The organism is Novosphingobium sp. SG754 (assembly GCF_013149315.1).
GTDB lineage: Bacteria > Pseudomonadota > Alphaproteobacteria > Sphingomonadales > Sphingomonadaceae > Novosphingobium > Novosphingobium capsulatum.
In genome coordinates this window covers 498,712-521,336 of record NZ_JABGCC010000004.1, presented here as the reverse complement: position 1 = coordinate 521,336, position 22,625 = coordinate 498,712, and the positions used below count along the sequence as shown (strand labels likewise).

At 70.7% G+C, this 22,625-nt stretch carries 24 protein-coding genes; 20 read left to right on the top strand and 4 right to left on the bottom strand.

The window, feature by feature from the left end:
• Positions 1–124 precede the first annotated feature (124 nt).
• Genes cobW through cobJ form a run of 6 tightly spaced genes read left to right on the top strand, consistent with a single transcriptional unit; the run spans position 125 to position 7,713 of the window.
• Positions 125–1,162, top strand: coding sequence for a cobalamin biosynthesis protein CobW (gene cobW, locus FHW97_RS12970; RefSeq protein ID WP_171799184.1), 1,038 nt, complete (start codon positions 125–127; stop codon positions 1,160–1,162).
• Between the two features lie 16 nt (positions 1,163–1,178).
• Complete coding sequence (cobN, locus tag FHW97_RS12965) at positions 1,179–4,445, top strand: cobaltochelatase subunit CobN (RefSeq protein ID WP_171799183.1); 3,267 nt, start codon at positions 1,179–1,181, stop codon at positions 4,443–4,445.
• Positions 4,442–5,602 (top strand): cobalamin biosynthesis protein CobG, encoded by a 1,161-nt coding sequence (locus FHW97_RS12960; protein WP_171799182.1) that lies wholly within the window; start codon positions 4,442–4,444, stop codon positions 5,600–5,602. Before cobN ends, FHW97_RS12960 begins: the two co-directional genes overlap by 4 nt.
• Complete coding sequence (locus FHW97_RS12955; protein ID WP_171799181.1) at positions 5,586–6,215, top strand: precorrin-8X methylmutase; 630 nt, start codon at positions 5,586–5,588, stop codon at positions 6,213–6,215. Before FHW97_RS12960 ends, FHW97_RS12955 begins: the two co-directional genes overlap by 17 nt.
• On the top strand, positions 6,212–6,955 hold the full coding sequence (gene cobI, locus FHW97_RS12950; protein ID WP_171799180.1) for a precorrin-2 C(20)-methyltransferase: 744 nt from the start codon (positions 6,212–6,214) through the stop codon (positions 6,953–6,955). The genes FHW97_RS12955 and cobI overlap by 4 nt, the downstream gene beginning before the upstream one ends.
• Positions 6,952–7,713 (top strand): precorrin-3B C(17)-methyltransferase, encoded by a 762-nt coding sequence (gene cobJ, locus FHW97_RS12945; protein WP_171799179.1) that lies wholly within the window; start codon positions 6,952–6,954, stop codon positions 7,711–7,713. The genes cobI and cobJ overlap by 4 nt, the downstream gene beginning before the upstream one ends.
• Here cobJ and FHW97_RS12940 read toward each other — a convergent pair.
• Entirely contained in the window at positions 7,677–8,438 is a 762-nt protein-coding gene (locus FHW97_RS12940; protein ID WP_171799178.1) for a cobalt-precorrin-6A reductase, read from the bottom strand. The genes cobJ and FHW97_RS12940 overlap by 37 nt on opposite strands.
• Between FHW97_RS12940 and cbiE the strand changes: the two genes are divergently transcribed.
• The 14 genes from cbiE to cobU are packed head-to-tail and all read left to right on the top strand — an operon-like array spanning position 8,437 to position 20,118.
• Positions 8,437–9,645: a precorrin-6y C5,15-methyltransferase (decarboxylating) subunit CbiE gene (cbiE, locus tag FHW97_RS12935; RefSeq protein ID WP_171799177.1), complete on the top strand. Its 1,209-nt coding sequence runs from the start codon at positions 8,437–8,439 to the stop codon at positions 9,643–9,645. The genes FHW97_RS12940 and cbiE overlap by 2 nt on opposite strands.
• Before the next feature lie 2 nt (positions 9,646–9,647).
• The gene (locus FHW97_RS12930) at positions 9,648–10,025 is read left to right on the top strand and encodes a cobalamin biosynthesis protein (RefSeq protein WP_171799239.1); all 378 of its coding nucleotides are present in this window, start codon (positions 9,648–9,650) and stop codon (positions 10,023–10,025) included.
• A complete protein-coding gene (cobM, locus tag FHW97_RS12925) occupies positions 10,022–10,804 on the top strand; it encodes a precorrin-4 C(11)-methyltransferase (RefSeq protein ID WP_171799176.1) in 783 nt (260 codons plus the stop codon). Before FHW97_RS12930 ends, cobM begins: the two co-directional genes overlap by 4 nt.
• A complete protein-coding gene (locus tag FHW97_RS12920) occupies positions 10,801–12,114 on the top strand; it encodes a cobyrinate a,c-diamide synthase (protein ID WP_171799175.1) in 1,314 nt (437 codons plus the stop codon). Before cobM ends, FHW97_RS12920 begins: the two co-directional genes overlap by 4 nt.
• Entirely contained in the window at positions 12,111–12,878 is a 768-nt protein-coding gene (gene cobF / locus FHW97_RS12915; RefSeq protein WP_171799174.1) for a precorrin-6A synthase (deacetylating), read from the top strand. The genes FHW97_RS12920 and cobF overlap by 4 nt, the downstream gene beginning before the upstream one ends.
• Positions 12,865–13,473 carry a cob(I)yrinic acid a,c-diamide adenosyltransferase gene (cobO, locus tag FHW97_RS12910; RefSeq protein ID WP_171799173.1) on the top strand — a complete coding sequence of 203 codons (609 nt, stop codon included), beginning with the start codon at positions 12,865–12,867 and terminating at the stop codon, positions 13,471–13,473. Before cobF ends, cobO begins: the two co-directional genes overlap by 14 nt.
• A 33-nt stretch (positions 13,474–13,506) precedes the next feature.
• The gene (locus FHW97_RS12905) at positions 13,507–13,914 is read left to right on the top strand and encodes a DUF1636 domain-containing protein (RefSeq protein WP_062781648.1); all 408 of its coding nucleotides are present in this window, start codon (positions 13,507–13,509) and stop codon (positions 13,912–13,914) included.
• Positions 13,911–14,951 carry a nicotinate-nucleotide--dimethylbenzimidazole phosphoribosyltransferase gene (cobT, locus tag FHW97_RS12900; protein WP_171799172.1) on the top strand — a complete coding sequence of 347 codons (1,041 nt, stop codon included), beginning with the start codon at positions 13,911–13,913 and terminating at the stop codon, positions 14,949–14,951. The genes FHW97_RS12905 and cobT overlap by 4 nt, the downstream gene beginning before the upstream one ends.
• Positions 14,948–15,517 (top strand): histidine phosphatase family protein, encoded by a 570-nt coding sequence (locus tag FHW97_RS12895; protein WP_171799171.1) that lies wholly within the window; start codon positions 14,948–14,950, stop codon positions 15,515–15,517. Before cobT ends, FHW97_RS12895 begins: the two co-directional genes overlap by 4 nt.
• The gene (locus FHW97_RS12890) at positions 15,514–16,236 is read left to right on the top strand and encodes an adenosylcobinamide-GDP ribazoletransferase (RefSeq protein ID WP_171799170.1); all 723 of its coding nucleotides are present in this window, start codon (positions 15,514–15,516) and stop codon (positions 16,234–16,236) included. Before FHW97_RS12895 ends, FHW97_RS12890 begins: the two co-directional genes overlap by 4 nt.
• The gene (locus tag FHW97_RS12885; protein ID WP_253941779.1) at positions 16,233–17,210 is read left to right on the top strand and encodes an aminotransferase class I/II-fold pyridoxal phosphate-dependent enzyme; all 978 of its coding nucleotides are present in this window, start codon (positions 16,233–16,235) and stop codon (positions 17,208–17,210) included. The genes FHW97_RS12890 and FHW97_RS12885 overlap by 4 nt, the downstream gene beginning before the upstream one ends.
• Positions 17,203–18,153 (top strand): adenosylcobinamide-phosphate synthase CbiB, encoded by a 951-nt coding sequence (cbiB, locus tag FHW97_RS12880; RefSeq protein ID WP_171799168.1) that lies wholly within the window; start codon positions 17,203–17,205, stop codon positions 18,151–18,153. The genes FHW97_RS12885 and cbiB overlap by 8 nt, the downstream gene beginning before the upstream one ends.
• Before the next feature lie 2 nt (positions 18,154–18,155).
• Positions 18,156–19,619, top strand: a complete 1,464-nt coding sequence (locus FHW97_RS12875) for a cobyric acid synthase (RefSeq protein WP_171799167.1) — start codon at positions 18,156–18,158, stop codon at positions 19,617–19,619.
• Complete coding sequence (gene cobU / locus FHW97_RS12870) at positions 19,612–20,118, top strand: bifunctional adenosylcobinamide kinase/adenosylcobinamide-phosphate guanylyltransferase (protein ID WP_171799166.1); 507 nt, start codon at positions 19,612–19,614, stop codon at positions 20,116–20,118. Before FHW97_RS12875 ends, cobU begins: the two co-directional genes overlap by 8 nt.
• A gap of 114 nt (positions 20,119–20,232) precedes the next feature.
• Here cobU and FHW97_RS12865 read toward each other — a convergent pair whose 3' ends face one another.
• From FHW97_RS12865 to FHW97_RS12855, 3 genes are read right to left on the bottom strand one after another with little or no spacing between them, the layout of a single operon-like run.
• Positions 20,233–21,420 carry a CCA tRNA nucleotidyltransferase gene (locus FHW97_RS12865; RefSeq protein WP_171799165.1) on the bottom strand — a complete coding sequence of 396 codons (1,188 nt, stop codon included), beginning with the start codon at positions 21,418–21,420 and terminating at the stop codon, positions 20,233–20,235.
• Entirely contained in the window at positions 21,417–22,025 is a 609-nt protein-coding gene (locus FHW97_RS12860; RefSeq protein ID WP_171799164.1) for a CoA pyrophosphatase, read from the bottom strand. The genes FHW97_RS12865 and FHW97_RS12860 overlap by 4 nt, the downstream gene beginning before the upstream one ends.
• A complete protein-coding gene (locus FHW97_RS12855; protein WP_171799163.1) occupies positions 22,022–22,609 on the bottom strand; it encodes a DUF1285 domain-containing protein in 588 nt (195 codons plus the stop codon). Before FHW97_RS12855 ends, FHW97_RS12860 begins: the two co-directional genes overlap by 4 nt.
• Between the last annotated feature and the right edge of the window lie 16 nt (positions 22,610–22,625).

Genomic DNA, 22,625 nt, shown 5'->3' with positions numbered 1-22,625 from the left:
GGCTGCACGGGTTGCGTTGTGGTGGGCGCTTTCGTGCGCCGGCCCGCTGCCGCGCGCCTGGCCGGATCGCTTTCCGGCAAGCCCTGCCGTGTCGCTCGCCTGGCGCCGCGGAAGGGTTTTGTGCATGCCGGATCTGGCAAAAGTGCCCGTCACCATCGTGACCGGCTTTCTCGGCGCGGGAAAGACCACGCTGATCAGCCACTTGATTCGCCACGCTGGCGGGCGCCGCCTGGCGGTGGTGGTCAATGAATTCGGCACGCTGGGGGTGGATGGCGACATCCTCAAGTCCTGCGCCATTCCCGATTGCCCGGCCGAAAACATCGTTGAACTGGCCAATGGCTGCATCTGCTGCACCGTGGCCGATGATTTCATCCCCACGGTCGAACGCCTGCTCGCGCTCGATCCCCGGCCCGATCACATCCTGATCGAAACCTCGGGGCTGGCGCTGCCCAAGCCCTTGCTCAAGGCGTTTGACTGGCCGGCGATCCGCAGCCGCATCACCGTCGATGGCGTGCTGGCACTGGCCGATGCAGAGGCGGTGGCCGCCGGCCGCTTTGCCCCCGATCTGGCCGCGCTCGACGCGCAGCGTGCCGCCGATCCGGGGATCGACCATGAAACCCCATTGGCCGAAGTGTTCGAAGACCAATTGGCGTGTGCCGATCTGGTGCTGTTGACCAAGGGGGATCTGGCCGGCCCGGAGGGCTTGGCCAAGGCGCGGGTGATCATTACTGAGACGGCGCCGCGCGCGGTTCCGGTGATCGACATGGCCGAAGGCGCAGCCGATCCGCGCGTGATCCTGGGGCTGAACGCCGCAGCCGAAGACGATATCGCTGCCCGCCCGTCGCACCACGATGGCGCCGACGATCACGAGCATGACGATTTTGCCAGCACCGTGGTGCCGCTGGGCGAGGTATCCGATCCGGCCGACCTTGCCGCGCGGATCGCCCGCCTGGCCACAGAGCATGGCGTGCTGCGCGTGAAAGGCCATGTCGCCGTGGCGGGCAAGCCGATGCGCCTGCTGGTTCAGGCCGTGGGCGCGCGGGTGCGCCATCAGTATGATCGGCCCTGGCAGGTGGGAGAGCCGCGCACCGGGCAACTGGTGGCGATTGCCGAGCGCGACAGGCTCGACCCCCAAACCATCAAGGCGGTGCTGGCGGTCTGATCGGCGGCGCGGGCCCATGCACGTCATCTTCCGCGAGAGCCACGGGCTTGAAGAAACGGCCGTGCCCCAGGACCTGGGGCAGGCGCCGGCGCCGCTCGTCGTCCTGTCGTTTTCCGACAGCGACCTGGGCGCCTTTGCCGCCGGCTGGCACCAGGCCCGGCAGGCCGATCCAGTGTTCCCGCTGCTGCGCCTGGCCAATCTGGCCGCGCTGGAACACCCGTTGTCGGTCGACACCTATGTCGAGCGCACGCTGGGTGGCGCGCGGGCGATCCTGATCCGCCTGATCGGCGGGGTTTCGTGGTGGCGCTATGGCCTGGGGCAGGTGGCGGCCCTGGCACACGCACGCGGCGTGGCGCTGGCGGTGTTGCCGGCAGACGGGCGGGCCGATCCCCAGCTGGACGAAGCCTCTACCCTGCCGCGCGAAAGCTTGCGTGATTTGGCCGCGCTGTGCGAGGCGGGCGGGGCCGATGCCGCCCACCGCGCGCTAGTGACACTGGCACAGGCGGGCGGGCTGGCGCTGAACGCAACCGCGCTCGCCGCCCCGGTCGCGCCACTACCGGCGGCGGGCCTGTGGCATCCCCATGGCAAGGCGGTGGACGCCGCGCGCCCGCTGGTGCTGGTCGTGTTCTACCGCGCCTATCTCACCGCGCGCGATGTTGCGCCGGTAACCGCGCTGATCACCGCGCTGGAGGAAGCAGGCCTGGCTGCGCAGGGGCTTTACGTCACCTCGCTCAAGGAACCACAATCGCGCGCGGTGGCGGCGGCAGAACTCGGCCGGCTGCGCCCGGCCGCGATCATCAATGCCACGGCCTTTTCCGCGCAGGACGATGCCGGGCGGAGCCCGCTGGACCTGGCCGGCGTGCCGGTGTTCCAGGTGGCGCTGGCCACTGGCACGCGCGAAAACTGGACCGGGGCGGTGCGCGGCTTGGCGCCGGCTGACCTGGCCATGCATGTCGTGTTGCCAGAGATTGACGGGCGGCTGTTTGCCGGCGTCGCCAGTTTCAAGGAACCCTGCGCGCAGGATGCCGATCTCGGCTTTGCCCGCCACATGCACCGGCCCGATCCGGCGCGGATCGACGCTATCGTGGCGCGGGTGGCTGGCTGGATCGCGCTGGCCCGGCGCCCCGTGGCGCAGCGGCGCCTGGCCTTGGTGCTGTCAACCTATCCGGGTAAGGCGCATGCCATGGCACATGCGGTGGGCCTCGATGCCTTGGCCTCTACCACAGCGTTGCTCGCCGATCTGGCCCAGGCCGGGTATGCAGTTGCGCCGCCCGGTGACCTGGCCCACCGGCTTGGCCGTGAGACGCTGGGGTTTCCGCTGGAAGCCTATCGCGCCGCGCTGGCGCAGCTGCCGGCTGCGCTGCGAACCGATCTGGCACAAAGCTGGGGCGCGCCAGAGGATGATCCGGCGGTTCGCGATGGCGCATTCCACTTTGCCGCATTGCGCGCGGGGCAAGCGCTGGTGGCGTTGCAGCCCGAACGCGGCGATCTGGTCGGGCGCGACGAAGCCTATCACGATCTGTCGCGCTGCCCGCGCCATGGCTATGTCGCCTTCTATCTGTGGCTGCGGGCGCAAGGGATCGATGCCCTGCTGCACATGGGCGCGCATGGCACGCTGGAATGGCTGCCGGGCAAGGCCGTCGCGCTGTCGGGTGCCTGCTGGCCCGAGGCGCTGATCGGCAGCCTGCCGGTGATCTATCCCTTCATTGTCAACGATCCGGGCGAGGCGGCGCAGGCCAAGCGCCGCATCGGCGCGGTCACGCTGGGCCACATGCCGCCGCCTTTGCGGCGCACGGAAAGCGGGGCGGGCCTGGCTGGGCTGGAGGCGCTGCTCGACGAGTTTTCCGGCGCGGTAGGCCTCGATCCGGCGCGGCGCGACCGGCTGATCGTGGCGATCCGCGCGCAGGCGCAGGCCCTGGGGCTTGAGGCAGAGCTGGGCATCGATCCTACTGCTACCCCGGCCGAGGCAATCGCCCGGATCGACCGCTTCGTGTGCGACGTGAAGGACAGCCAATATGGCGATGGCCTGCACATATTCGGCCGCGGCACGCAGGGCGGGGCAGAGCGCGATGGCGTGCTGGCCGCGCTCGACGGGCGCCGCGTGGCGGCTGGGCCGGCCGGATCGCCGTGGCGCGGCCGGGCCGATGTGCTGCCCACCGGGCGCAATCTCTATGCGATCGATCCGCGCGCCGTGCCAAGCCGCGCCGCCCATGCGCAAGGGGTGGTGCTGGCGCAGGAACTGGTGCGCCGTCATCTGCAGGATCATGGCGATTATCCCCGTTCCCTGGTGGTGGACCTGTGGGGTTCGGCCACGATGCGCACCGGTGGCGAGGAATTTGCCATGGCGTTGCACCTGTTGGGCGCGCGGCCGGAATGGGATGCGGCCTCGCAACGGGTGACGGGGATCGAGATTCTGCCGATCGCCCGGCTCGATCACCCGCGTCTGGATGTGACGCTGCGTATTTCGGGCCTGCTGCGCGATGCCTTTCCGCTACTGCCGGTGCTGTTCGGGCAGGCGGTGTGCGCGCTGGCGGCGCGCGACGAGCCGCTGGAGTGGAACCCGTTTGTCGGCCAGGCGCCGGGTGCGCGGGTCTATGGCCCCGCGCCGGGGCGCTATGGCCTGGGCATGGGGCAGGCGGCGCAGACCTATGACGCCGCCGACCGCCGCGCTGCAGGAGACGCATGGCTGGCGGCATCGGACCACGCGTTTGATACCGGCGCGGCGCAGCCCGACCTGGCTGGTCTGCGCGCCCGCGTGGCGCGGGCCGGGGCGTTTGTTCACGCGCAGGATTTGCCTGAAACCGATCTGCTGCTCGCCGCAGACTATGCCGCGCACGAGGCCGGGTTTGCCGCCGCGCAGGGCGTGGTCGGGGGTGGGGCGGCGCTCTATCACCTCGACAGCCGCGATCCCGCGCGGCCCGTGGCGCGGCCCTTGGGCGAGGAACTGGCCCGCGTGGTGCGCGCCCGTGCTGCCCATCCCGGCTGGATCGCCGGCATGATGCGCCATGGCTTTCGCGGCGGGGCAGAACTGGCTGCCACGCTCGATCATCTGGGCGCCTTTGCCCACCTTGCCCCCGGCAGTGTGCCGCCGCAGCTGTTTGATCTCTATTACCAGGCCACCCTGGGTGATGCTGCCGTGCGCGCATTCCTGGCGCGCGAGAACCCCGGCGCCATGGCCGCGATGCAGCAGGGCTTTGCCGCGCTGCATGCCGCCGGCCTGTGGCCCACCCGGCGCAATGCCATTCTTGCCGACCTGGCCGATTCCGCCGGGGGCAGCGCATGAGCGGATTTCGCGTGGCGGGCTGGTGCCCCGATGCCTGGCGCCCGATGGCGGCGGGCGACGGCCTGCTGTTGCGCATCAAGCCGCGCCTGGCGCGCCTGTCTCGCGATGCTGCGCAAGCGGTATGCGCGCTGGCCGTGCAGCATGGCAATGGCCTGATCGATGTGTCGCGGCGGGGCAACCTGCAACTGCGCGGGCTCGATCACGCGGGTTGGCAGGCTGCGCTGGCTGATCTGCTGGCGCTGGGCCTGGTCGATGCCGATCCGCTGGCAGAGGCGCGGCGCAACCTGCTGGTGGCGCCCGGCTGGCGCGATGGCGATGATACGCAGCGCATCGCCCAGGCCTTGCTTGCCCGACTGGATGAACTGCCCGCGCTGCCGGCCAAGGCTGGTTTCGTGATCGATGCCGGCGCGGCGCCGGTCTTGCTGGCAGAGCCGGGCGATTTCCGGGTCGAGCGCGGCAGCCATGGCGGCCTGATCCTGCGCGCGGCCGGGCGCGCCCATGGCCTAGCCCTGACGCCCGGGGCAGAGGTTGATGGGCTGATCGCGCTGGCCCGCTGGTTCGTGCAAAGCGGCGGGCAGGGGCGCATGGCGCGCCATCATGCCCCGCTGCCTGCGTGGGCGGCTGGGCAGGATCTGCCAGCGGCGTTGGCGCCGGCTTGGCGGCCAGGGCCTTGCGCGCTCGGCATGGTGCATGGCGCGCCATTCGGCCGGGTTGCAGCGCCGGTGCTGGCCACCGCGCTGGCCGCGCCCGGCGCCCAAGCGCTGCGCATCACGCCCTGGCGCCTGCTGGTGGTGGAAGGCGCCGGCGGCGATGCCGTGCCCGGCCTGATTGCCGATCCGGCCGATCCGCTGCTGCGGGTGGAAGCCTGCCCTGGCGCGCCGGCCTGCCCGCAGGCGCATGTGCCCACGCGCGATCTTGCCATCGCCCTGGCGCCGCATGTGCGCGGCACGCTGCACGTATCGGGCTGTGCCAAGGGCTGCGCCTGCACCCGCGCCACCGATCTTGTGCTCACCGGCCGCGCCGATGGCCGGTTCGACCTTGCGCGTGATGCCGCCGCCGGCGCGCCGCCGTGCCAGGCGCCGCTCACCGCCCAGCAAGCGCTCGACCAGTTTGCAAGTTGCCCCAGTGCGGAGCTGCCCAATGCCCCATGTCTATGAAACCGATGGCGCGGCCATCTATCGCCAGTCTTTCGCCATGATCCGGGCAGAGGCCGATCTGGCGCGCTTTTCACCCGCCGAAGAGCCGGTGGCGGTGCGCATGATCCACGCGGCGGGCATGGTGGAGCTGGCGCCGCACATCCGCTTTTCCGCCCAATTTGCCACGGCGGCTCGCGCCGCGCTGCGCGGCGGGGCGCCGATCCTGTGCGATGCGCGTATGGTTTCGGAAGGCGTTACCCGTGCGCGCCTGCCCGCCGCCAATCCGGTGCTGTGCACGCTGCATGATGCGGCAGTGCCGGCCCTGGCCCGGACGATGGGCAACACCCGCTCTGCCGCCGCGCTGGAACTGTGGCGCCCGCACCTGGCTGGCAGCGTGGTGGCGATCGGCAACGCGCCCACCGCGCTGTTCCACCTGCTCGATATGCTGGAAGATCCGGCTTGCCCGCGCCCGGCGGCGATCATCGGCTGCCCGGTCGGTTTTGTCGGTGCGGCCGAATCCAAGGCGGCGCTGTGGGCGTGGGGCGGCGTACCGTGCTGCATTGTCGAGGGGCGGCTGGGCGGCAGCGCAATCACTGTGGCGGCAATCAACGCCTTGGCGAGCGACGCGGAATGAGCGCGCCAGACCTTGCGCCGCTTGGCACGGTCCACGGCGTTGGCCTTGGCCCCGGCGCGCCCGATCTGTTGAGCGTGCGCGCCGATCGGCTGGTGCGCGGCACGCGCCACATCGCTTATTTTCGCAAGGCCGGGCGGCCGGGCCAGGCGCGGCGCATCGCGGCAGACCTGCTGCGCGCCGATGCCGTGGAAATTCCCATGGAATATCCCGTCACCACCGAAATCCCGGTCAGCGATCCGCGCTACAACGCCTGCCTCGCCGCGTTCTATGCCGCGTGCACCGCGCGCCTGGCCGATCTGGCCCGCGCCGGGGAAGATGTGGTCGTACTGTGCGAGGGTGACCCGTTTTTCTATGGCTCGTTCATGCACCTGCACAGCCGCCTGGCGGGGCAGGTGCCGGTGCAGGTGGTGCCGGGCATCACCGGGATGGCGGGCGCGTGGAATGCCACCGGCGTGCCGATCACCTGGGGCGATGATGTGCTCACCGTCGCCATGGCCACCCTGCCCGAAGCGGAACTGACCCGCCGCATCCGCGATACCGATGCCCTGGTGGTGATGAAGATCGGCCGTCACCTGGCCAAGCTGCGCCGCGCCGTGGCCGCCGCCGGGCGCGAGGGGGAGGCTTGGCTGGTGGAACATGCCGCCATGCCGGGCCAGCGGGTTACGCCGCTGGGCGAGGCCGAGGCGGTCACGCCCTATTTCTCGATCCTGTTGATCCACGGCCAGGGGCGCCGGCCATGACCGGCACTTTGGTGATCGCCGGGCTGGGCCCGGGCAGCGAGGCGATGATCACCCCGCAGGTGCGCGCGGCACTCGATGCCGCCACCGATGTGCTGGGCTATATCGCTTATGTCGCGCGCGTGGCGCCGCGCCCCGGCCTGGTGCTGCATCCGTCGGACAACCGGGTCGAGCGGGAGCGCGCTGCCCATGCGCTTGACCTGGCGGCGCAAGGTCGCCGCGTGGTGCTGGTCTCATCGGGCGATCCCGGCGTGTTCGCCATGGCCGCCGCCGTGTTCGAGGTGTTGGAAAGCGGCGCGCAAGCGTGGGACGATGTCGCGATCGAGGTGCTGCCGGGCATTACCGCCATGCTCGCCGCCGCCGCGCGCGCCGGGGCGCCGCTGGGCCACGATTTCTGCGCGATCAACCTCTCGGACAACCTCAAGCCGTGGGACATGATCGCGCGGCGCCTGCGCCTGGCGGCAGAGGCGGATTTTGCCATGGCGCTCTACAATCCGCGCTCTCGCGCGCGGCCAGAGGGCTTTGCCCGCGCGCTGGAATTGCTGCGCACATGCTGCGGCCCGCAGCGGCCGATCCTGTTTGCCCGCGCCGTCTCCACCCCGCAGGAAGACCTGCGCATCGTCTCGCTGGCCCAGGCGCGGCCCGAGATGGCCGACATGCGCACCGTGGTCATCGTGGGATCGAGCCAGACGCGGATCGTGGCGCGTGCCGCTGGCCCGCTGCTCTACACCCCGCGCAGCGCGGGCGGGGTGGCGCCATGAGCGATCCAGTCCAGCACTTGCGCCGGATCGTGGACTTCCTGGCGTGGCGGGATGAACGGCCGGTCGATCATGATCACCGGCAGGCCCAGCGCGCGCGCGGCGATCAGCTTGGCCTGCGCGCCGCTGCCGCCGGCGTTCTTGCATACCACCACGTCGATCGCCTGGTCGCGCAGCAGCGCCAGATCGCCCGCCACGGTGAACGGCCCCCGGTCCACCACCAGGCGATGGCGCGGCAAGGGCGGCGGTGCGGCGGGCGCATCGACAAAGCGCAGCAGATAGTCATGCTGCGGCTGGGCCAAGAAATCGGCCACGTGCAGCCGCCCCAACGCCAGCATCACACGCCGCGCCGGGCCAGCGAGGGCCGCTACGGCGCCGGCCACGTCTGGCACCATGGTCCAGCGGTCTTGCGGCTGGCCCTGCCAGGCCGGGCGGGTAAGCGCGATAAGCGGCACCCCGGCCTGCGCGGCGGCGGCGATGGTATGGGCGCTGATCTGCGCGGCAAAGGGATGGGTGGCATCGACCAGGTGGGTGATGCCTTCCTCGCGCAGATAGGCGGCCAGCCCGGCCACGCCGCCAAAGCCGCCGATCCGCGTGGGCAGGGGCTGCGCCAGCGGGGCGTGGGTGCGCCCGGCATAGCTCAACCGGGCGGCAATGCCTTGCGCGGCAAGCAGGCGGGCCAGCGCGCTGGCCTCGCTCGTTCCGCCCAGCAGCAGGACATTGGCCATGGCTGATACCCCTTTGCGCGCATGGTTGACGATCATCGGCCTTGGCGAAAACGGCCGCGACGGCCTGTCCCCGGTGGCCTTGGCCGAACTGGACGAGGCCGAGGTGGTGATCGGCCCGCCGCGCCATCTGGCCTTGCTGGGCTCGCTTAAGGCTACGGCGGTGGAATGGCCAGTGCCCTTTGCCGATGGTGTCGCCCAATTGCTCGCTTTGCGTGGGCGCCGTGTGGCGATGCTCGCATCGGGTGATCCATTCTGGTTCGGTGCCGGCAGCAGTGTCATCACCCACCTCGCGCCGCACGAATGGCTGGCCCATCCGCAGCCATCGACGTTTTCCCTGGCGGCGGCGCGCCTGGGCTGGGCAGTGCAGGATTGCGCGTGCCTGGGCCTCCACGCCGCGCCGCTGGCGCGCATGCGTCCGCATCTCGCGCCCGGCCAGCGCGTGATTGCCCTGTTGCGCGATGGCGCGGCGGTGGCAGACCTGGCCGCCTATCTCGTCGCGCTGGGTTTTGGCGCCAGCACGCTATGCGTGCTCGAAGCGCTGGGCGGCCTGCGCGAGCGGGTGCGTTGCTTTGAGGCGCAGGCTTTTGCCCTTGGCGATGTCGCCCATCCCGTGGCGGTGGGCATTGCCGTTGCCGGGCAGGGGCTGGCCCTGCCGGTCACGCCCGGACGGCCCGATGCGCTGTTTGCCGCCGATGGCCAGATCACCAAGGCAACGGTGCGTGCGCTCACCTTGGCGGCGCTGGCGCCCCGCGCGGGTGAACTGCTCTGGGATATCGGCGCCGGCTCTGGCTCTGTCGGCATCGAATGGCTGCTGGCCCATCCCGCCAACCGCGCCGTGGCGATCGAGGCCGATCCGCAGCGTGCCACCCGCGCGCGGGGCAATGCCGTGGCACTGGGCGTGGACAGGCTGCGCGTGATCACCGGCCGCGCACCGGCGTGCCTGCCCGATGATCCGCCGCCCGATGCGGTGTTCATCGGCGGCGGGCTATCGGCCGCGCTGCTCGATGCGCTGTGGGCGCGGCTTCCGGCCGGCACGCGACTGGTCGCCAATGCGGTGACTTTGGAATCCGAAGCCCTGCTCGCCACCTGGCATGGCCGCGCCGGTGGCAGCCTGCTGCGCATCGAACTCGCCAATGCGGCGCCGCTTGGCACGCGGCATGGCTGGAAGGCGCGCTATCCGATCGTGCAGTGGAGCGTGGTGCGATGACCATGATTGTCGCCGGCCTGGGCTTTCGCGCGGGCGCCCCGCTTGCTGCTCTGCGCGCGGCCTTTGCCCTGGCGCAGGAAGGACTGCCCGCCGCCACCCATCTGGCCACGGCGGCAGACAAGGCCCCGGCTGTGGCGCCGCTGGCGCGCGCGCTGGGCCTGCCGCTGATCCCTTTGGCGGCCGATGCCGTGCAGCGCTGCGGCACGGCCACGCAATCTGCCGCCAGCCTGCGCACGCGCGGCACCGGCAGCCTGGCCGAGGCAGCCGCGCTGGCCGCAGCGGGGCCGGGCGCGCAGTTGCTGTGCCACCGCCAGATATCGCCCGATCGCATGGCCACGTGTGCCCTTGCTCAGGGCCATACCCAGGAAATTGAACAATGACGGTCCATTTTGTCGGCGCCGGCCCCGGCGCGCCCGATCTCATCACCTTGCGCGGGCGCGATCGTATCGCCGCGTGCCCGGTGTGCCTCTATGCCGGGTCGCTGGTGCCCACGGCACTGCTCGCCCATTGCCCGCCCGGCGCGCACATCGTGAACACGGCGCCGCTCTCGCTTGACCAGATCATGGACCACATCATCCAGGCCTATGCCGCTGGCCACGATGTCGCGCGGCTGCATTCGGGCGATCTGTCGGTGTGGTCTGCGCTGGGCGAGCAACTGCGGGCCTTACGGGCGCTAGGCATTCCCTTCACCATCACGCCCGGCGTCCCCGCCTTTGCCGCCGCCGCCGCCGCACTGGAAAGCGAACTGACGCTGCCCGCGCTGGGCCAGTCGGTGGTGCTGACCCGAACGCCGGGCCGGGCCAGTGCGATGCCACCGCGCGAAAACCTGGTGGCCTTTGCCCAGACCGGCGCGACGCTGGCCATTCACCTGTCGATCCACAACCTGGCGCAGGTGGTGGCCGATCTGCTGCCCGATTATGGCGGCGATTGCCCGGTGGCGGTGGTGTCGCGCGCCAGTTGGCCCGATCAGCGCGTGGTGCGCGCCACCCTGGACAGCGTGGAAGCCGCCGTGGCCGGCACGATGGAGCGCACCGCGCTGATCCTGGTCGGCCGCGTGTTGGGCGCTACTGATTTTGCCGAAAGCAGCCTCTATGCCGCCGATTATGATCGTCGCTTTCGCCCGCAGCATGGCGGCGAAAGCGACGGGGCGCCCGCATGAGCGTGCCGGGCCTGATGATCGCCGCGCCCAGTTCGGGCGCGGGCAAGACCACGCTTATGCTGGGCCTGCTGCGCGCGCTGCATGGCCAGGGGCTGGCGGTGCAGCCGTTCAAGAACGGGCCGGACTATATCGATCCGGCGTTTCACCAGGCTGCCTGCGCGCGCGCCTCGTTCAACCTCGACAGCTGGGCCATGGCGCCCGGCCTGATCGATGCCTTGGCGGGCCAGGCCGGTGGCGCCGATCTGGCCCTGGCTGAAGGATCGATGGGCCTGTTCGATGGCGTGGCCAGCGTGGGCGCCACCGGCAATGGTGCCAGTGCCGATGTGGCGCGCCGGCTGGGCTGGCCGGTGATCCTGGTGCTCGATGCATCGGGCCAGGCGCAATCGGCGGCAGCAACGGCGCTGGGCTTTGCGCGGTTCGATCCCGCGCTGCCGGTGGCCGGGGTGATCCTCAACAAGGTGGCAAGCCCGCGCCATGAAAGCTTGCTGCGTGCCGGCATGGCGGCGATCGGCATGCCGGTGCTGGGCGCCCTGCCGCGCCGCGCAGACCTGGCTTTGCCAGAGCGGCACCTGGGCCTGGTCCAGGCGGTGGAGCATCCCGATCTGCCCGCCCGCCTGGATGATCTGGCGGCGTTCGTGCGCGATCATGTCGATCTGGCGGCGCTGGTTGCAGCGGCGCGCGCAATGGACACCCCGCACGCCGCATCAGTCGTGTTGCCCCCGCCCCCGGCGCAGCGCCTTGCCGTAGCGCGCGACGCGGCATTCTCGTTTCTCTATCCCCACCTGTTGCACGGCTGGCAGGCGGCTGGGGCGCAGATCATGCCGTTCTCGCCGCTGGCCGATGAACCGCCGCCGGCCGATGCGGACATGGTCTGGCTGCCCGGCGGCTATCCCGAACTGCATGCCGGGGCGATCGCGGCGGCGAGGACGTTCCTGGCGGGCCTGCGCCGCCACGCGCAGACCCGGCCGGTCCATGGGGAGTGCGGTGGCTACATGGTGCTGGGCCAGGGCCTGATCGACAAGACTGGCGCGCGCCACGCCATGGCCGGGCTGCTGGCCCTGGAAACCAGCCATGCGCAGCGGCGCCTGCACCTGGGCTATCGCGCCGCCCGGCTGCTGGCGCCGGTGGGCAACATGGCGGCGGGCACCGCGCTGCGCGGCCACGAATTCCACTATTGTACCATCCTGGCCCAAGGCGATGCGCCACTGGCCACGGTGACCGATGCCACCGGCGCGGCCGTGGCGGAAAGCGGATCGCGGCGCGGGCAGGTCACGGGCACGTTCTTCCACATGATTGCGGGGGCCGCGTGATCCAGCTCGATCTTATCGGGATCGGCACGGGCAACCCCGATCACCTTACCCTGGCGGCGGTGCGCACGATCAATGGGGCCGACGTGATCCTGCTGCCCGACAAGGGCGCGGACAAGGCCGGGCTGATCGACCTGCGCCGCACGATCTGCGCGACGGTGCTGACGCGGGCCGTACCGATCGTCGAATTCGCCATGCCGCTGCGCGATGGCGCGGGCGACTATGCAGCGGCAGTGGATGCCTGGCATCACGCCATCGCGCGGGTGTGGCAGGCCACCCTGGCCCAGGCCCTGCCGCAGGGCGGGCGCGCCGCGCTGTTGGTGTGGGGTGATCCCGCGCTCTATGACAGCAGCCTGCGCATCGCGGCGCGGCTGATGGGGCAGGGTGCGGCCCTGGCGGTGCAGGTCGTGCCGGGCATCACCAGCATCGCGGCGCTGACCGCCGCCCATGCCATCCCGCTCAATCCGCTGGCCGGGCCGGTCATGATCACTACCGGGCGCCTGCTGCGCGCCCATGGCTGGCCGGCGGGCGCTGATCATCTCGTCGTCATGCTGGACGCCGGTGGCGCGTTTGCCGCGCTGGACCCTGCCGGCATCACCATCTGGTGGGGCGCGTATCTGGGCATGGCGCATCAGGCGCTGGAGCATGGGCCGCTGGCGGCGGTGGCCCCGCGCATTCTCGCCCGCCGTGCCGCGCTGCGCGCGCAGCATGGCTGGATCATGGACATCTATCTGCTGAAAAGGGAAACGGGCGATGCAAGCTGGTGATGAAGACGCGCGCCACGCCGACAAGATGCGCAAGAAACAGGCCGCGCGCGACAAGATCATGGCCACCAAGACCCAGGAAAAGGGCCTGCTGATCGTCCATACCGGCAAGGGCAAGGGCAAGACCACTGCGGCCATGGGCATGGTGGTGCGCGCCATCGGCCATGGCCAGCGCGTGGGCGTGGTGCAGTTCGTCAAGGGCGCGATGACCACCGGCGAAAAGGCCGTGTTCGATGCCTTTCCCGCCCACGTCGATTTCAAGCCGATGGGCGAAGGCTTTACCTGGGACACGCAGGACCGCGCGCGCGATGTGGCCGTGGCCCGCGCCGCCTGGGACGAGGTGACGCGCATGATCGCCGATCCGGCCTATGCCATGGTCCTGGCCGACGAACTCAACATCGTGCTGCGCTACGACTATCTGCCGCTCGACGAAGTGCTGGCCGTGCTCACCGCGCGCCCGGCGATGAAGCACGTGATCGTGACGGGCCGCAACGCGCCCGATGAACTGATCGCGGCGGCCGATCTCGTCACCGAAATGGCCCAGATCAAGCATCCGTTCCGCGCCGGGGTGAAAGCCCAGGCGGGCATCGAGTTCTGACCCTTTCCCTCTGCATCACAAGGATTTCCCCCCATGCTTACCCCTGTTGACGATGGCCCCGCCGTGGTGGCCTGCAACACCTGCCGGTTGAGCGCCGACGCGCGCGAGGATGACCAGGGCCAGCGCGGTGGTGCGCGGCTTTTGGCGGCGCTGCGCACGGTGCAGCAGGGCGATGCGCGCTATGCCGGGATTGCCGTGCAGGAAATGGCCTGCCTGTTCGCCTGCAAGGACCACTGCACCGTGCACCTGCGTGCGCCGGGCAAGGTGGGCTATGTCCTGGGGCGTTTTGACGCGGACGAAGCGGCCGCCACGGCAATCCTCGATTATGCCGCCGCCTATGCGCAAAGCGAGCATGGGCGCGTGCCGTTCAAGGAATGGCCGCAAGGGGTGAAAGGCCATTTCATCAGCCGCACGCCGCCGGCCGGGTTCGTCGCGGCATGAGCGCGTTTGCTTCTCCGGCCGCGTTCGATGCGGCGCTTGCCGATCTGGCCATGCCCGATGCTGCGGCGGCCGCCGCAGCGCGGGCGCGGCAGGATGACCTGACGAAGCCGCCCGGATCGCTGGGCCGGCTGGAAGACATCGCCGTGTTCATGGCCGGCTGGCAAGGGCGCGAACGCCCGGGTATCGCGCGCGGGCGCACGGCGATCTTTGCCGGCAACCATGGCTTTATGGTGCATGGCGTCAGCGCCTTTCCCACCAGCGTGACCGCCGCCATGGTGGCCAACTTTGCCGCCGGGGGCGCGGCGATCAATGCGCTGGCGGGCGTTGCCGGCCTTGAGTTGATGGTGGTGCCGCTCGATCTTGATCGTCCCACCGCCGATTTCACCTGCGCCCCGGCGATGACCGAGGCGGAATGCCTGGCGGCGCTCAACGCTGGTGCCGCGGTGGTTACGCCCGATCTCGATATCCTGACGCTGGGTGAAATGGGCATCGGCAATACCACGGCCGCTGCCGCGCTCTGCGCGCGCAGCCTGGGTGGCGGCGCGGCGGAGTGGGCAGGGCCGGGCACCGGGCTCGATGCCGCCGGCGTGGCGCGCAAGGTTGCGGTGATCGCCCAGGCGCTGGCCTTCCATGCCGATGCGCCGCACACCCCGTTCGAAACCTTGCGCCGGCTGGGCGGGCGAGAGATTGCGGCGATGGCTGGCGCGGTGTTGCGCGCGCGGGCCTTGCGCGTTCCGGTGGTGCTCGACGGCTTCATCACCTGTGCTGCCTTGGCGCCACTGGCGGTGGTGGCACCGGGCATCGTCGATCATTGCCTGGCCGGGCACTGTTCGGCCGAACCGGGGCATGTGCGTCTGCTGGCGCGGCTGGGGCTGGTGCCGCTGCTCAACCTGGGCATGCGGCTGGGCGAGGGCAGCGGCGCGGCGGTGGCCGTAGGGGTGATCCGCGCTGCGCTGGCTGCGCATGACCAGATGGCAACCTTTGCCCAGGCCGGCGTGGCATCGGGCGTGGAAGCGGGCGCGGAAGGGCAGGCGTGAGCGGCTTCCTGCTGCATCTGTTGCGCCACGGCGCGCCGGCGACGCCTGGGCTCTTGCTGGGCCACGACGACATGGCGTCCACGGCTGCTGGCCTGGCTGCCTGTACGCAGCGGGCGCAGAGCGTGGATTTTGCCGGCATCGTGGCATCGGACCTGCGCCGCTGTGCTGCTGCTGCCCAGGCCATTGCCGCCCCGCGCGCCCTGCCGGTGCAGCTGGACCGGCGCTGGCGCGAGCTGGATTTCGGCGCATGGGATGGTCTCGCCCCGGCGCAAGTGAGCTGCGCGGCATTGACCGCGTTCTGGGTCGATCCCGATGCCCATGCCCCGCCGGGGGGAGAGCGCTGGTCGGCGCTGCGCGCGCGGGTAGCGGCAGCGCTGGCCGATCTGCCCGGCAGCGATACCCTGGTGGTGACGCACGGTGGCGCGATGCGTGCCGCGCTCACCGTGCTGTGCGGGTTCGTGTCGGAACAGGCCTGGGCGTTTGACCTCCCCTATGCCGCGCTGCTCAGCCTGCGGGTTTGGCCCGGCGAGCGGCCTACAGCGCAGATCGTGGGGCTGGCGACGTGAAGGGATTGGTCCTGGCCACGCAGTTCCTCACCCGCCTGCCCATGCCGCGCGTGGCTGCTGAGGTTGGCGATTTTGCCGCCTCGATGCGGTGGTTTCCCGCCGTGGGCGTGATCGTGGGTGGCTGCGTGGCCGGGGCGGCCTGGGCTGGTGGGTGGCTCGATCCGTGGATTGGCGCGATGGCCGGCCTGGCGGCATGGGTGGCGGTGACCGGCGCGCTGCATCTCGATGGCCTGGCCGATCTGGCCGATGCCAGCGGCGCTGCCCATCGCGATCGCGCGCGGTTGCTGGCCGTGTTGGCCGATCCGCACGTCGGCAGCTTTGGCGTGGTGGCGGTGGTGATGCAACTCATGGCCAAGCTGGTGCTGCTCCATGCGCTGGTGGCGCAGGGCATGGTGGCGGGCATCGTCTGGGTGCCTTTCGCTGCGCGCCTTGGCCCGCTCGCTTGGGCGCGCTGGCTGCCGCCCTTGCACGCCGGGCTGGGGGCGCGTTTTGCCGGTGTGGTGCGCCGCCGCGATCTGGCGCTTTGGGCCGGGGCGCTGGCGCTGGCCGCCTGGTGGTATCCGGCCTTGCTGATCGCGGTGCCGGGCATTGCGCTGTGGGGCTGGTGGCTGATGACGCGGATCGGCGGGATTTCCGGCGATGGTCATGGCGCCGGCATCGAATGGAACGAAACCGTTCCATTACTGGCACTGTGCATCGGGGGCCGGCTGTGGGGCTGAACCGCTTTACCTGGCATGGCGGCGGGCTGGCGGCGGCGCGCGCGCAGTTTGGTGATGGGCCTTGGCTGGACCTGTCCACCGGGATCAACCCATGCCCCTGGCCTCACGCCGGGGCGGTGGCGGCGTCGGTGGATTGGCAGGCCCTGCCCGATGAAAGCGCGCTGCGCGGCCTGGAGCAGGCCGCGGCGGTGCACTTTGGCTGCGCGGCCGCCCATGTCTGCGCCGTGCCTGGCACCGAGATCGGGCTGCGGCTGATAGGCGATCTGATCGGTGGCACGGGCTGCCATGCCGTGCCGGGCTATCGCACCCATGCCGAGATGCTGCGCGCCAGCGTGGCGGTGGCCGACCCGGAAAGCGCCGATGGCGCCAGCCTGGTCCTGGCCAATCCCAACAACCCCGATGGCCGCCTGTTGACGCCGCCGATGCTGCGCGAATTGCTGCACCGGCGCGGGGATCATGGCTGGCTCTTGCTGGATGAAGCCTTTGCCGACGCGCACCCGCAAGCCAGCCTGGCCGGCGATATTGCCGACGCGCGGCGGCTGGTGATCTTCCGCTCGTTCGGCAAGTTCTTTGGCCTGGCGGGCCTGCGCCTGGGCTTTGTGCTGGGGCCGCGCGCGCTGTTGGCGGCGTTGCGGGCGCGGCTGGGGGCCTGGCCGCTGTGCGCTGCGGCGCTGGCCGTGGGGGAGGCAGCCTATCGCGATGGCACGTGGATCGCGGATACGCGCGACGCCTTGCAGGAACGCGCGGCCAGCCTGGATGCCGCGCTCTGTTCAAAGGGCTATACGGTTGGTGGGGCCTGCCCGCTGTTCCGCCTTGTGCGCGGCGTGGATGGCGCGGCGCTGTTCGATCATTTGGCGCGGCAGCATATCCTGGCGCGGCCTTTTGCCGATCGGCCCGATTGGTTGCGGCTGGGCCTGCCAGGCGATGCTGCACGTCTGGCGCGGCTGGTGCAGGCCTTGCCCAGCCATGGTTGAAACGCTCGCTGCCCTGGCACTCGCGCTGGCGCTCGATCTCGCGCTCGGCTGGCCAGCGGCGCTCTATGCGCGCCTGGGCCATCCGGTGGGCGGCTTTGCCCGCGTGATCGGCTGGTGCGCGCGCCTTGGCAATCGCCCGCAGTGGAGCGCGGGGCGCCGCCGCGCCATGGGCGTGGTGACAGTGCTGGTGCTGCTGGCCGTGGCGATTGGCCTCGCCGGCGCGCTCCAGGCCCTGGCAACCTGGCTTGCTGGCGGCTGGGCGTGGATCGTCATCGGCCTGCTGGCCTGGCCAGGCCTGGCCCTGCGCAGCCTGCACGATCACGTGCGGCCCGTGGCGCTGGCCCTGGCGCGCGATGATCTTGCCGGCGCGCGGCGCGCCGTGGCGATGATCGTGGGCCGCGATACTGCCACGCTCGACCGCGCCGGGGTGGCCCGCGCGGCGATCGAAAGTCTGGCCGAAAGCTTTTGCGATGGGGTGGCGGCGCCGCTGTTCTGGATGGTCTTGGCCGGCCTGCCGGGGCTGTGGGCTTACAAGGCGATCAACACTGCCGACAGCCTGATCGGCCATCGCGAGGCGCCGTGGGGGCCGTTCGGCTGGGCGGCGGCGCGGCTGGACGATGCGCTGAACCTGCTGCCGGCGCGGCTGGGCGCGGTCTTGCTGTGCCTGGCGGGCGGTGGCGGCTGGGCGGTGCTGTGGCGCGATCATGGCCGGCATGCCTCGCCCAATGCGGGGTGGACCGAAGCGGCGATGGCCGGGGCGCTGGGCCTGCGGCTGGCCGGACCGGTGGTCTATGATGGCGTGGCCGTGGCCAAGGACTGGATCGGGCAGGGGCGCGCTGCGGCCGATGCGCGCGATGTGGCGCGGGCGCTGCGGCTCTATCGGCGGGCCTGCGCGCTGTTGATCGCGGTGGCGCTGGGCGCGGTGGTGGTATTGAAGGGATGACGATGGGCGCATTGATGGTGCAGGGCACCGGGTCTGACGTGGGCAAATCGGTGCTGGTGGCAGGGCTGTGCCGCGCGCTCGCCAACCGGGGCCTGCGCGTCTTGCCGTTCAAGCCGCAGAACATGTCGAACAACGCCGCTGTCACCAGCGATGGCGGGGAAATCGGCCGGGCGCAGGCGCTGCAGGCGCTGGCTTGCCGCGCTCCGGCGCATACCGACATGAACCCGGTGCTGCTCAAGCCGCAGGCGGATCACACCTCGCAACTGGTGGTGCATGGCCGGGTGCGGGGCACGCTGGGCGGCGGCAATTTTCGCATGGGTCGCGCCGCGCTGCTGCCCGATGTCATGGCCAGTTGGCAGCGGTTGCGCGCCCAGGCCGATGTGGTGGTGGTGGAAGGGGCAGGCTCGCCCGCGGAAATCAACCTGCGCGCCGGTGATATTGCCAACATGGGCTTTGCCCGCGCGGCGCGGGTGCCGGTGGTCTTGGTTGGCGATATCGACCGGGGCGGGGTCATCGCCGCGCTGGTGGGTACGCGGGCCGTGCTCGATCCGGCTGACGCGGCGATGATCCGGGGCTTTGTCATCAACAAGTTCCGGGGTGATCCCGCGCTCTTTGCCGATGGCTATCAGCAAATTGCCGCGCTTTCGGGCTGGCGCGGGTTTGGCGTGGTGCCGTGGCTGGCGGAAAGCGCGCGTTTGCCGAGCGAAGACGCCGTGGTGCTGGAACGCCATGCCCCGTTGCGCGCCGGGGCGTTGCGCATTGCCTGCCCGATCCTGCCGCGCATTGCCAATTTCGATGATCTCGATCCGCTGAAAGGCGAAAGCGGCGTGGAACTGGTGATGGTGCCGCCGGGCCAGCCGATCCCGGCCGATTGCGCGCTGATCGTGCTGCCGGGATCGAAGGCCACGCTGGCCGACCTCGCTGCATTGCGTGCGCAAGGCTGGGATATCGACATTCTGGCTCATCACCGCCGTGGCGGGCGCATCCTGGGCATTTGCGGCGGATACCAGATGCTGGGCAAGACCGTGGTCGATCCCCATGGCATCGAGGGGCCAGCGGGCGAAATGGCCGGGCTGGGCCTGCTCGACGTGGCCACCGTGCTCACCCCGCACAAGGCGCTGCGCCAGGTGGCAGGGCGGGCGCTGGGCCAGGCCTTTGTCGGGTTCGAGATGCACATGGGCCAAACCGATGGGCCTGATTGCGCGCGGCCCTTTGCCCTGCTCGATGGTGACAGGCCCGATGGCGCGATCGACGCGGGCGGGCAGGTGATGGGCAGTTATGTCCATGGCGCGCTGGGCGGGCCGGCGCTGCGTGGTGCGCTGCTCGGCTGGATCGGCGGAGTATCCGATGGGGCCAACCATTCTGCGGTGGTCGACGCCGCACTTGATGCGATTGCCGCCCGGTTGGAACAGCATCTCGATATCGACGGCCTCTTGGCCCTGGCGCGCGAGGCTGGCGATGCCTAGTCTGTTCGTGATCGGCGGGGCGCGATCGGGCAAGAGCCGCTATGCCCAGCAGCGTGCCGAGAATAGCGGCCTGGCGCCGCGCTACATCGCCACGGCCCAGGCCTTTGACGCGGAAATTACCGCGCGCATCGCCCGCCACCAGGCAGAGCGCGATAGCCGCTGGCAAACCGTCGATGCGCCGCTGGACCTGCCCGACGCGATCGCCACCCATGCCGCGCCCGATCGCGTGCTGCTGGTCGATTGCCTGACCCTGTGGCTTAGCAACCTGATGCTGGCCGAACGCGACATGGCCGCCGCGCTCGACGATCTGGACCAGGCCGTGGCCGGGGCGGCGGGCCTGGTCATCCTGGTCAGCAACGAAGTGGGCCAGGGCATCGTGCCCGACAATGCCCTGGCCCGGCGTTTTCGCGACGAGGCGGGCTGGGCCAACCAGCGCATGGCGGCGGTGTGCGACGAGGCCGTGCTGGTCTGCGCCGGGCTGCCGCTGAAGTTGAAATAGAACGCGGCAAAAGCCCCATCCTCTTTTTTGGGGGGGTGGGGGTGGTGGAAACCTTGCGCCAGGCCTCGCACCACCCCCCGACCCCCTCCTCTGAAGAGGATGGGGAGAAAGTGGTCAGTTTTTGGCCAGCTCTTCGTCGAGCAGTTGCATCACGCGCGCTTCGTCGGGAAAGCCTTCGGCCACCCAGCGCGCCTCTACCGCGCGCAGGGTGCGGGCGACGTCTGGCCCGGCGCCGACGCCGCGTGCCACGATCTGCCCGCCCTTGAGTGGCAGGCGTGGCACGGTCCAGCCAGACAGGTCGGTAATATCGCGCCCGGCCAGCAGCAGGCGGTCGATCGCCTCGTCCCGGCCCAGTTCATAGGCCATGGCGCGCGGCGGGCGCAGCGCATCGAGCGGGCTGCGCGCGGCGGCGGCGACCAGGCGCTTGCGCTGCGCGATCGAGAGGCGCAGCCGCGCGGCGACCTGTTCCACCACGGGCGGATCGGCGGGCAGCAGCGCGGCCATGCGGCGCAGGGCATCAGGGGCCTGGCCGGCTTTTGCCTCTGCGGCGATCAAGGCGGGCAGGGCGGCCGGGTCGGCCTCGGGCAAGACTTGCGCCAGCACGCCCAGCTGCGCCATGCGCGCCACCGTGGCGGCGGGATCGGGCAGTGCGAGCAGGCCGAGCAATTCGCTGGCCACGCGTTCGCGCGACAGGCCCTTCATCCCCGGCGCCAGCGCCGCGCAGGCTGCCTCGGCCGCAGGATCGGCCGGCAGCGAGCCGAATCGCGCCTGGAAGCGGAAGTAGCGCAGGATGCGCAGGTAATCCTCGCGGATGCGCTGGTCGGCCGCGCCGATGAAGCGCAGCGTGCGGCTGGCCAGATCATCCAGCCCGCCGAAATAGTCGCTCACCTCCAGGGTGCGCGGATCGGCGTAGAGCGCGTTGATCGTGAAATCGCGCCGCGCCGCGTCTTCCTGCCATTCGCGCGAAAAGGCCACAGTGGCATGGCGCCCATCGGTCGACACGTCGCGCCGCAGGGTGGTGATCTCCACCGGACCACCGGGCAGCACGGCAGTGATCGTGCCATGGGCGAGGCCAGTGGGCACTTGGCGGATGCCGGCGGCTTTCAGCAGCGCCTGCGTTTCCTCGGGCAGGTGCGGGGTGGCCATGTCGATGTCTTTGACATCAAGGCCCAGCAGCGTGTCGCGCACGGCCCCGCCGACATAGCGGCACAGGCCCGCGCCGTCGGGATCGAGCGCCGCAACCAGGCCGGCCAGGTCTTCGCGCGCGGTCCAGGGAGCAGGGGGCAGGATGGTGGTGTTCATGCGTCGGGCCATTGCATGCGCTTGGCAAGGTTGGCGATGATCGCCGCGGTCACGCCCCAGATGCGGTGCCCCTGCCACAGGATTTCGATCGTGCGGCCGCGCCGGCCGTTCCATTCCGCCTCGATCCAGTCGTGGCCGCGCCGGTCGAGCAGCAGGGACAGCGGCGGTTCGAACCAGCCGGCCACCTCGGCCGGGTTGGGTTGCAGCGGCAGGTCGGGCGGCACCACAGCAAGGACCGGGGTAATGTCATACCCCGTGCCGGTGCGATAGCGATCGGTCGGGCCGATCACGCGCACCATGGCCGGATCGATGCCCAGTTCCTCGTTCGCTTCGCGCAGGGCCGCCTCTACCGGGGTTTCGCCCGGTTCGATCTTGCCGCCGGGAAAGGCAGCCTGGCCGGGATGGGCGCGCATGTGGCTGGGGCGATGGATCAACAGCACGCCCGGGCCATCGGGATGATCGACACGGTCGGTTACGGCGATCAGCACGGCGGCCGGGCGCAGGCCCTCGGGCACCACGCGCCAATCGGCGATCAGATCGGGTGCCGGCCCTTCATGCCCGGCGCGGTGCAGCGCGGACAGACGGTCGAACAGCGCCGCGTTCATGGCGCCGGAACCAGCGGAAAACGTGCACCCCGGCTTTCCACCGCCAGGCCGTGCGGCTGGTCGGCGGCGGGCGAAACCTCCAGCGCGTGAGCGATCAGCTGGCCATAGGTGCTGCGGTTGAGGCGCGCCTCGATCCCGTGGCGTACCGCGAGGTAGAACGCCGGCAGCTCTGCCGTGCCGGCCACGCGCAGGGGGTGATCAGGGCCGCACAGCACCACGTCATCGGTGTTGAGGCGGAATGCCAGCGCGGCCTCGCCCGTGGCCGGATCGTGGCGCACTTCCATGTCGATGGCGACCAGCGCGGCATCATCCACCGCGATGGCCAGCCGCTCGTGCGGGGTGACCAGCCAGTGCTGGCCGTCTGCGTCGCGCAGCAGCAGCGAGGCAAAGGCGCGGACCATGGCCGGGCGGGTGATCGGGCTGCCTTCATGCAGCCAGCTGCCATCGGCGGTGATGCGCATGTGGCTCTCCCCGCTATGCGCAGGGTTCCACTGATCGAGCGGGGGCAGGCGGCGGCTTTGCGCGAGCGCGGCGATCTCGCTGAGCGAAAGGCCGGCCAGTTCGGGGGGAGGTTCGTAAGGCACAGGCTGAGCCCTGCCA

Excerpts from the sequence above, each read along its gene's own strand:
- cobW (WP_171799184.1), top strand. The coding sequence starts at position 125 with ATGCCGGATCTGGCAAAAGTGCCCGTCACCATCGTGACCGGCTTTCTC.
- cobN (WP_171799183.1), top strand. The coding sequence starts at position 1,179 with ATGCACGTCATCTTCCGCGAGAGCCACGGGCTTGAAGAAACGGCCGTG.
- FHW97_RS12960 (WP_171799182.1), top strand. The coding sequence starts at position 4,442 with ATGAGCGGATTTCGCGTGGCGGGCTGGTGCCCCGATGCCTGGCGCCCG.
- FHW97_RS12955 (WP_171799181.1), top strand. The coding sequence starts at position 5,586 with ATGCCCCATGTCTATGAAACCGATGGCGCGGCCATCTATCGCCAGTCT.
- cobI (WP_171799180.1), top strand. The coding sequence starts at position 6,212 with ATGAGCGCGCCAGACCTTGCGCCGCTTGGCACGGTCCACGGCGTTGGC.
- cobJ (WP_171799179.1), top strand. The coding sequence starts at position 6,952 with ATGACCGGCACTTTGGTGATCGCCGGGCTGGGCCCGGGCAGCGAGGCG.
- cbiE (WP_171799177.1), top strand. The coding sequence starts at position 8,437 with ATGGCTGATACCCCTTTGCGCGCATGGTTGACGATCATCGGCCTTGGC.
- FHW97_RS12940 (WP_171799178.1), bottom strand. The coding sequence starts at position 8,438 with ATGGCCAATGTCCTGCTGCTGGGCGGAACGAGCGAGGCCAGCGCGCTG.
- FHW97_RS12930 (WP_171799239.1), top strand. The coding sequence starts at position 9,648 with ATGATTGTCGCCGGCCTGGGCTTTCGCGCGGGCGCCCCGCTTGCTGCT.
- cobM (WP_171799176.1), top strand. The coding sequence starts at position 10,022 with ATGACGGTCCATTTTGTCGGCGCCGGCCCCGGCGCGCCCGATCTCATC.
- FHW97_RS12920 (WP_171799175.1), top strand. The coding sequence starts at position 10,801 with ATGAGCGTGCCGGGCCTGATGATCGCCGCGCCCAGTTCGGGCGCGGGC.
- cobO (WP_171799173.1), top strand. The coding sequence starts at position 12,865 with ATGCAAGCTGGTGATGAAGACGCGCGCCACGCCGACAAGATGCGCAAG.
- FHW97_RS12905 (WP_062781648.1), top strand. The coding sequence starts at position 13,507 with ATGCTTACCCCTGTTGACGATGGCCCCGCCGTGGTGGCCTGCAACACC.
- cobT (WP_171799172.1), top strand. The coding sequence starts at position 13,911 with ATGAGCGCGTTTGCTTCTCCGGCCGCGTTCGATGCGGCGCTTGCCGAT.
- cbiB (WP_171799168.1), top strand. The coding sequence starts at position 17,203 with ATGGTTGAAACGCTCGCTGCCCTGGCACTCGCGCTGGCGCTCGATCTC.
- FHW97_RS12875 (WP_171799167.1), top strand. The coding sequence starts at position 18,156 with ATGGGCGCATTGATGGTGCAGGGCACCGGGTCTGACGTGGGCAAATCG.
- cobU (WP_171799166.1), top strand. The coding sequence starts at position 19,612 with ATGCCTAGTCTGTTCGTGATCGGCGGGGCGCGATCGGGCAAGAGCCGC.
- FHW97_RS12865 (WP_171799165.1), bottom strand. The coding sequence starts at position 21,420 with ATGAACACCACCATCCTGCCCCCTGCTCCCTGGACCGCGCGCGAAGAC.
- FHW97_RS12860 (WP_171799164.1), bottom strand. The coding sequence starts at position 22,025 with ATGAACGCGGCGCTGTTCGACCGTCTGTCCGCGCTGCACCGCGCCGGG.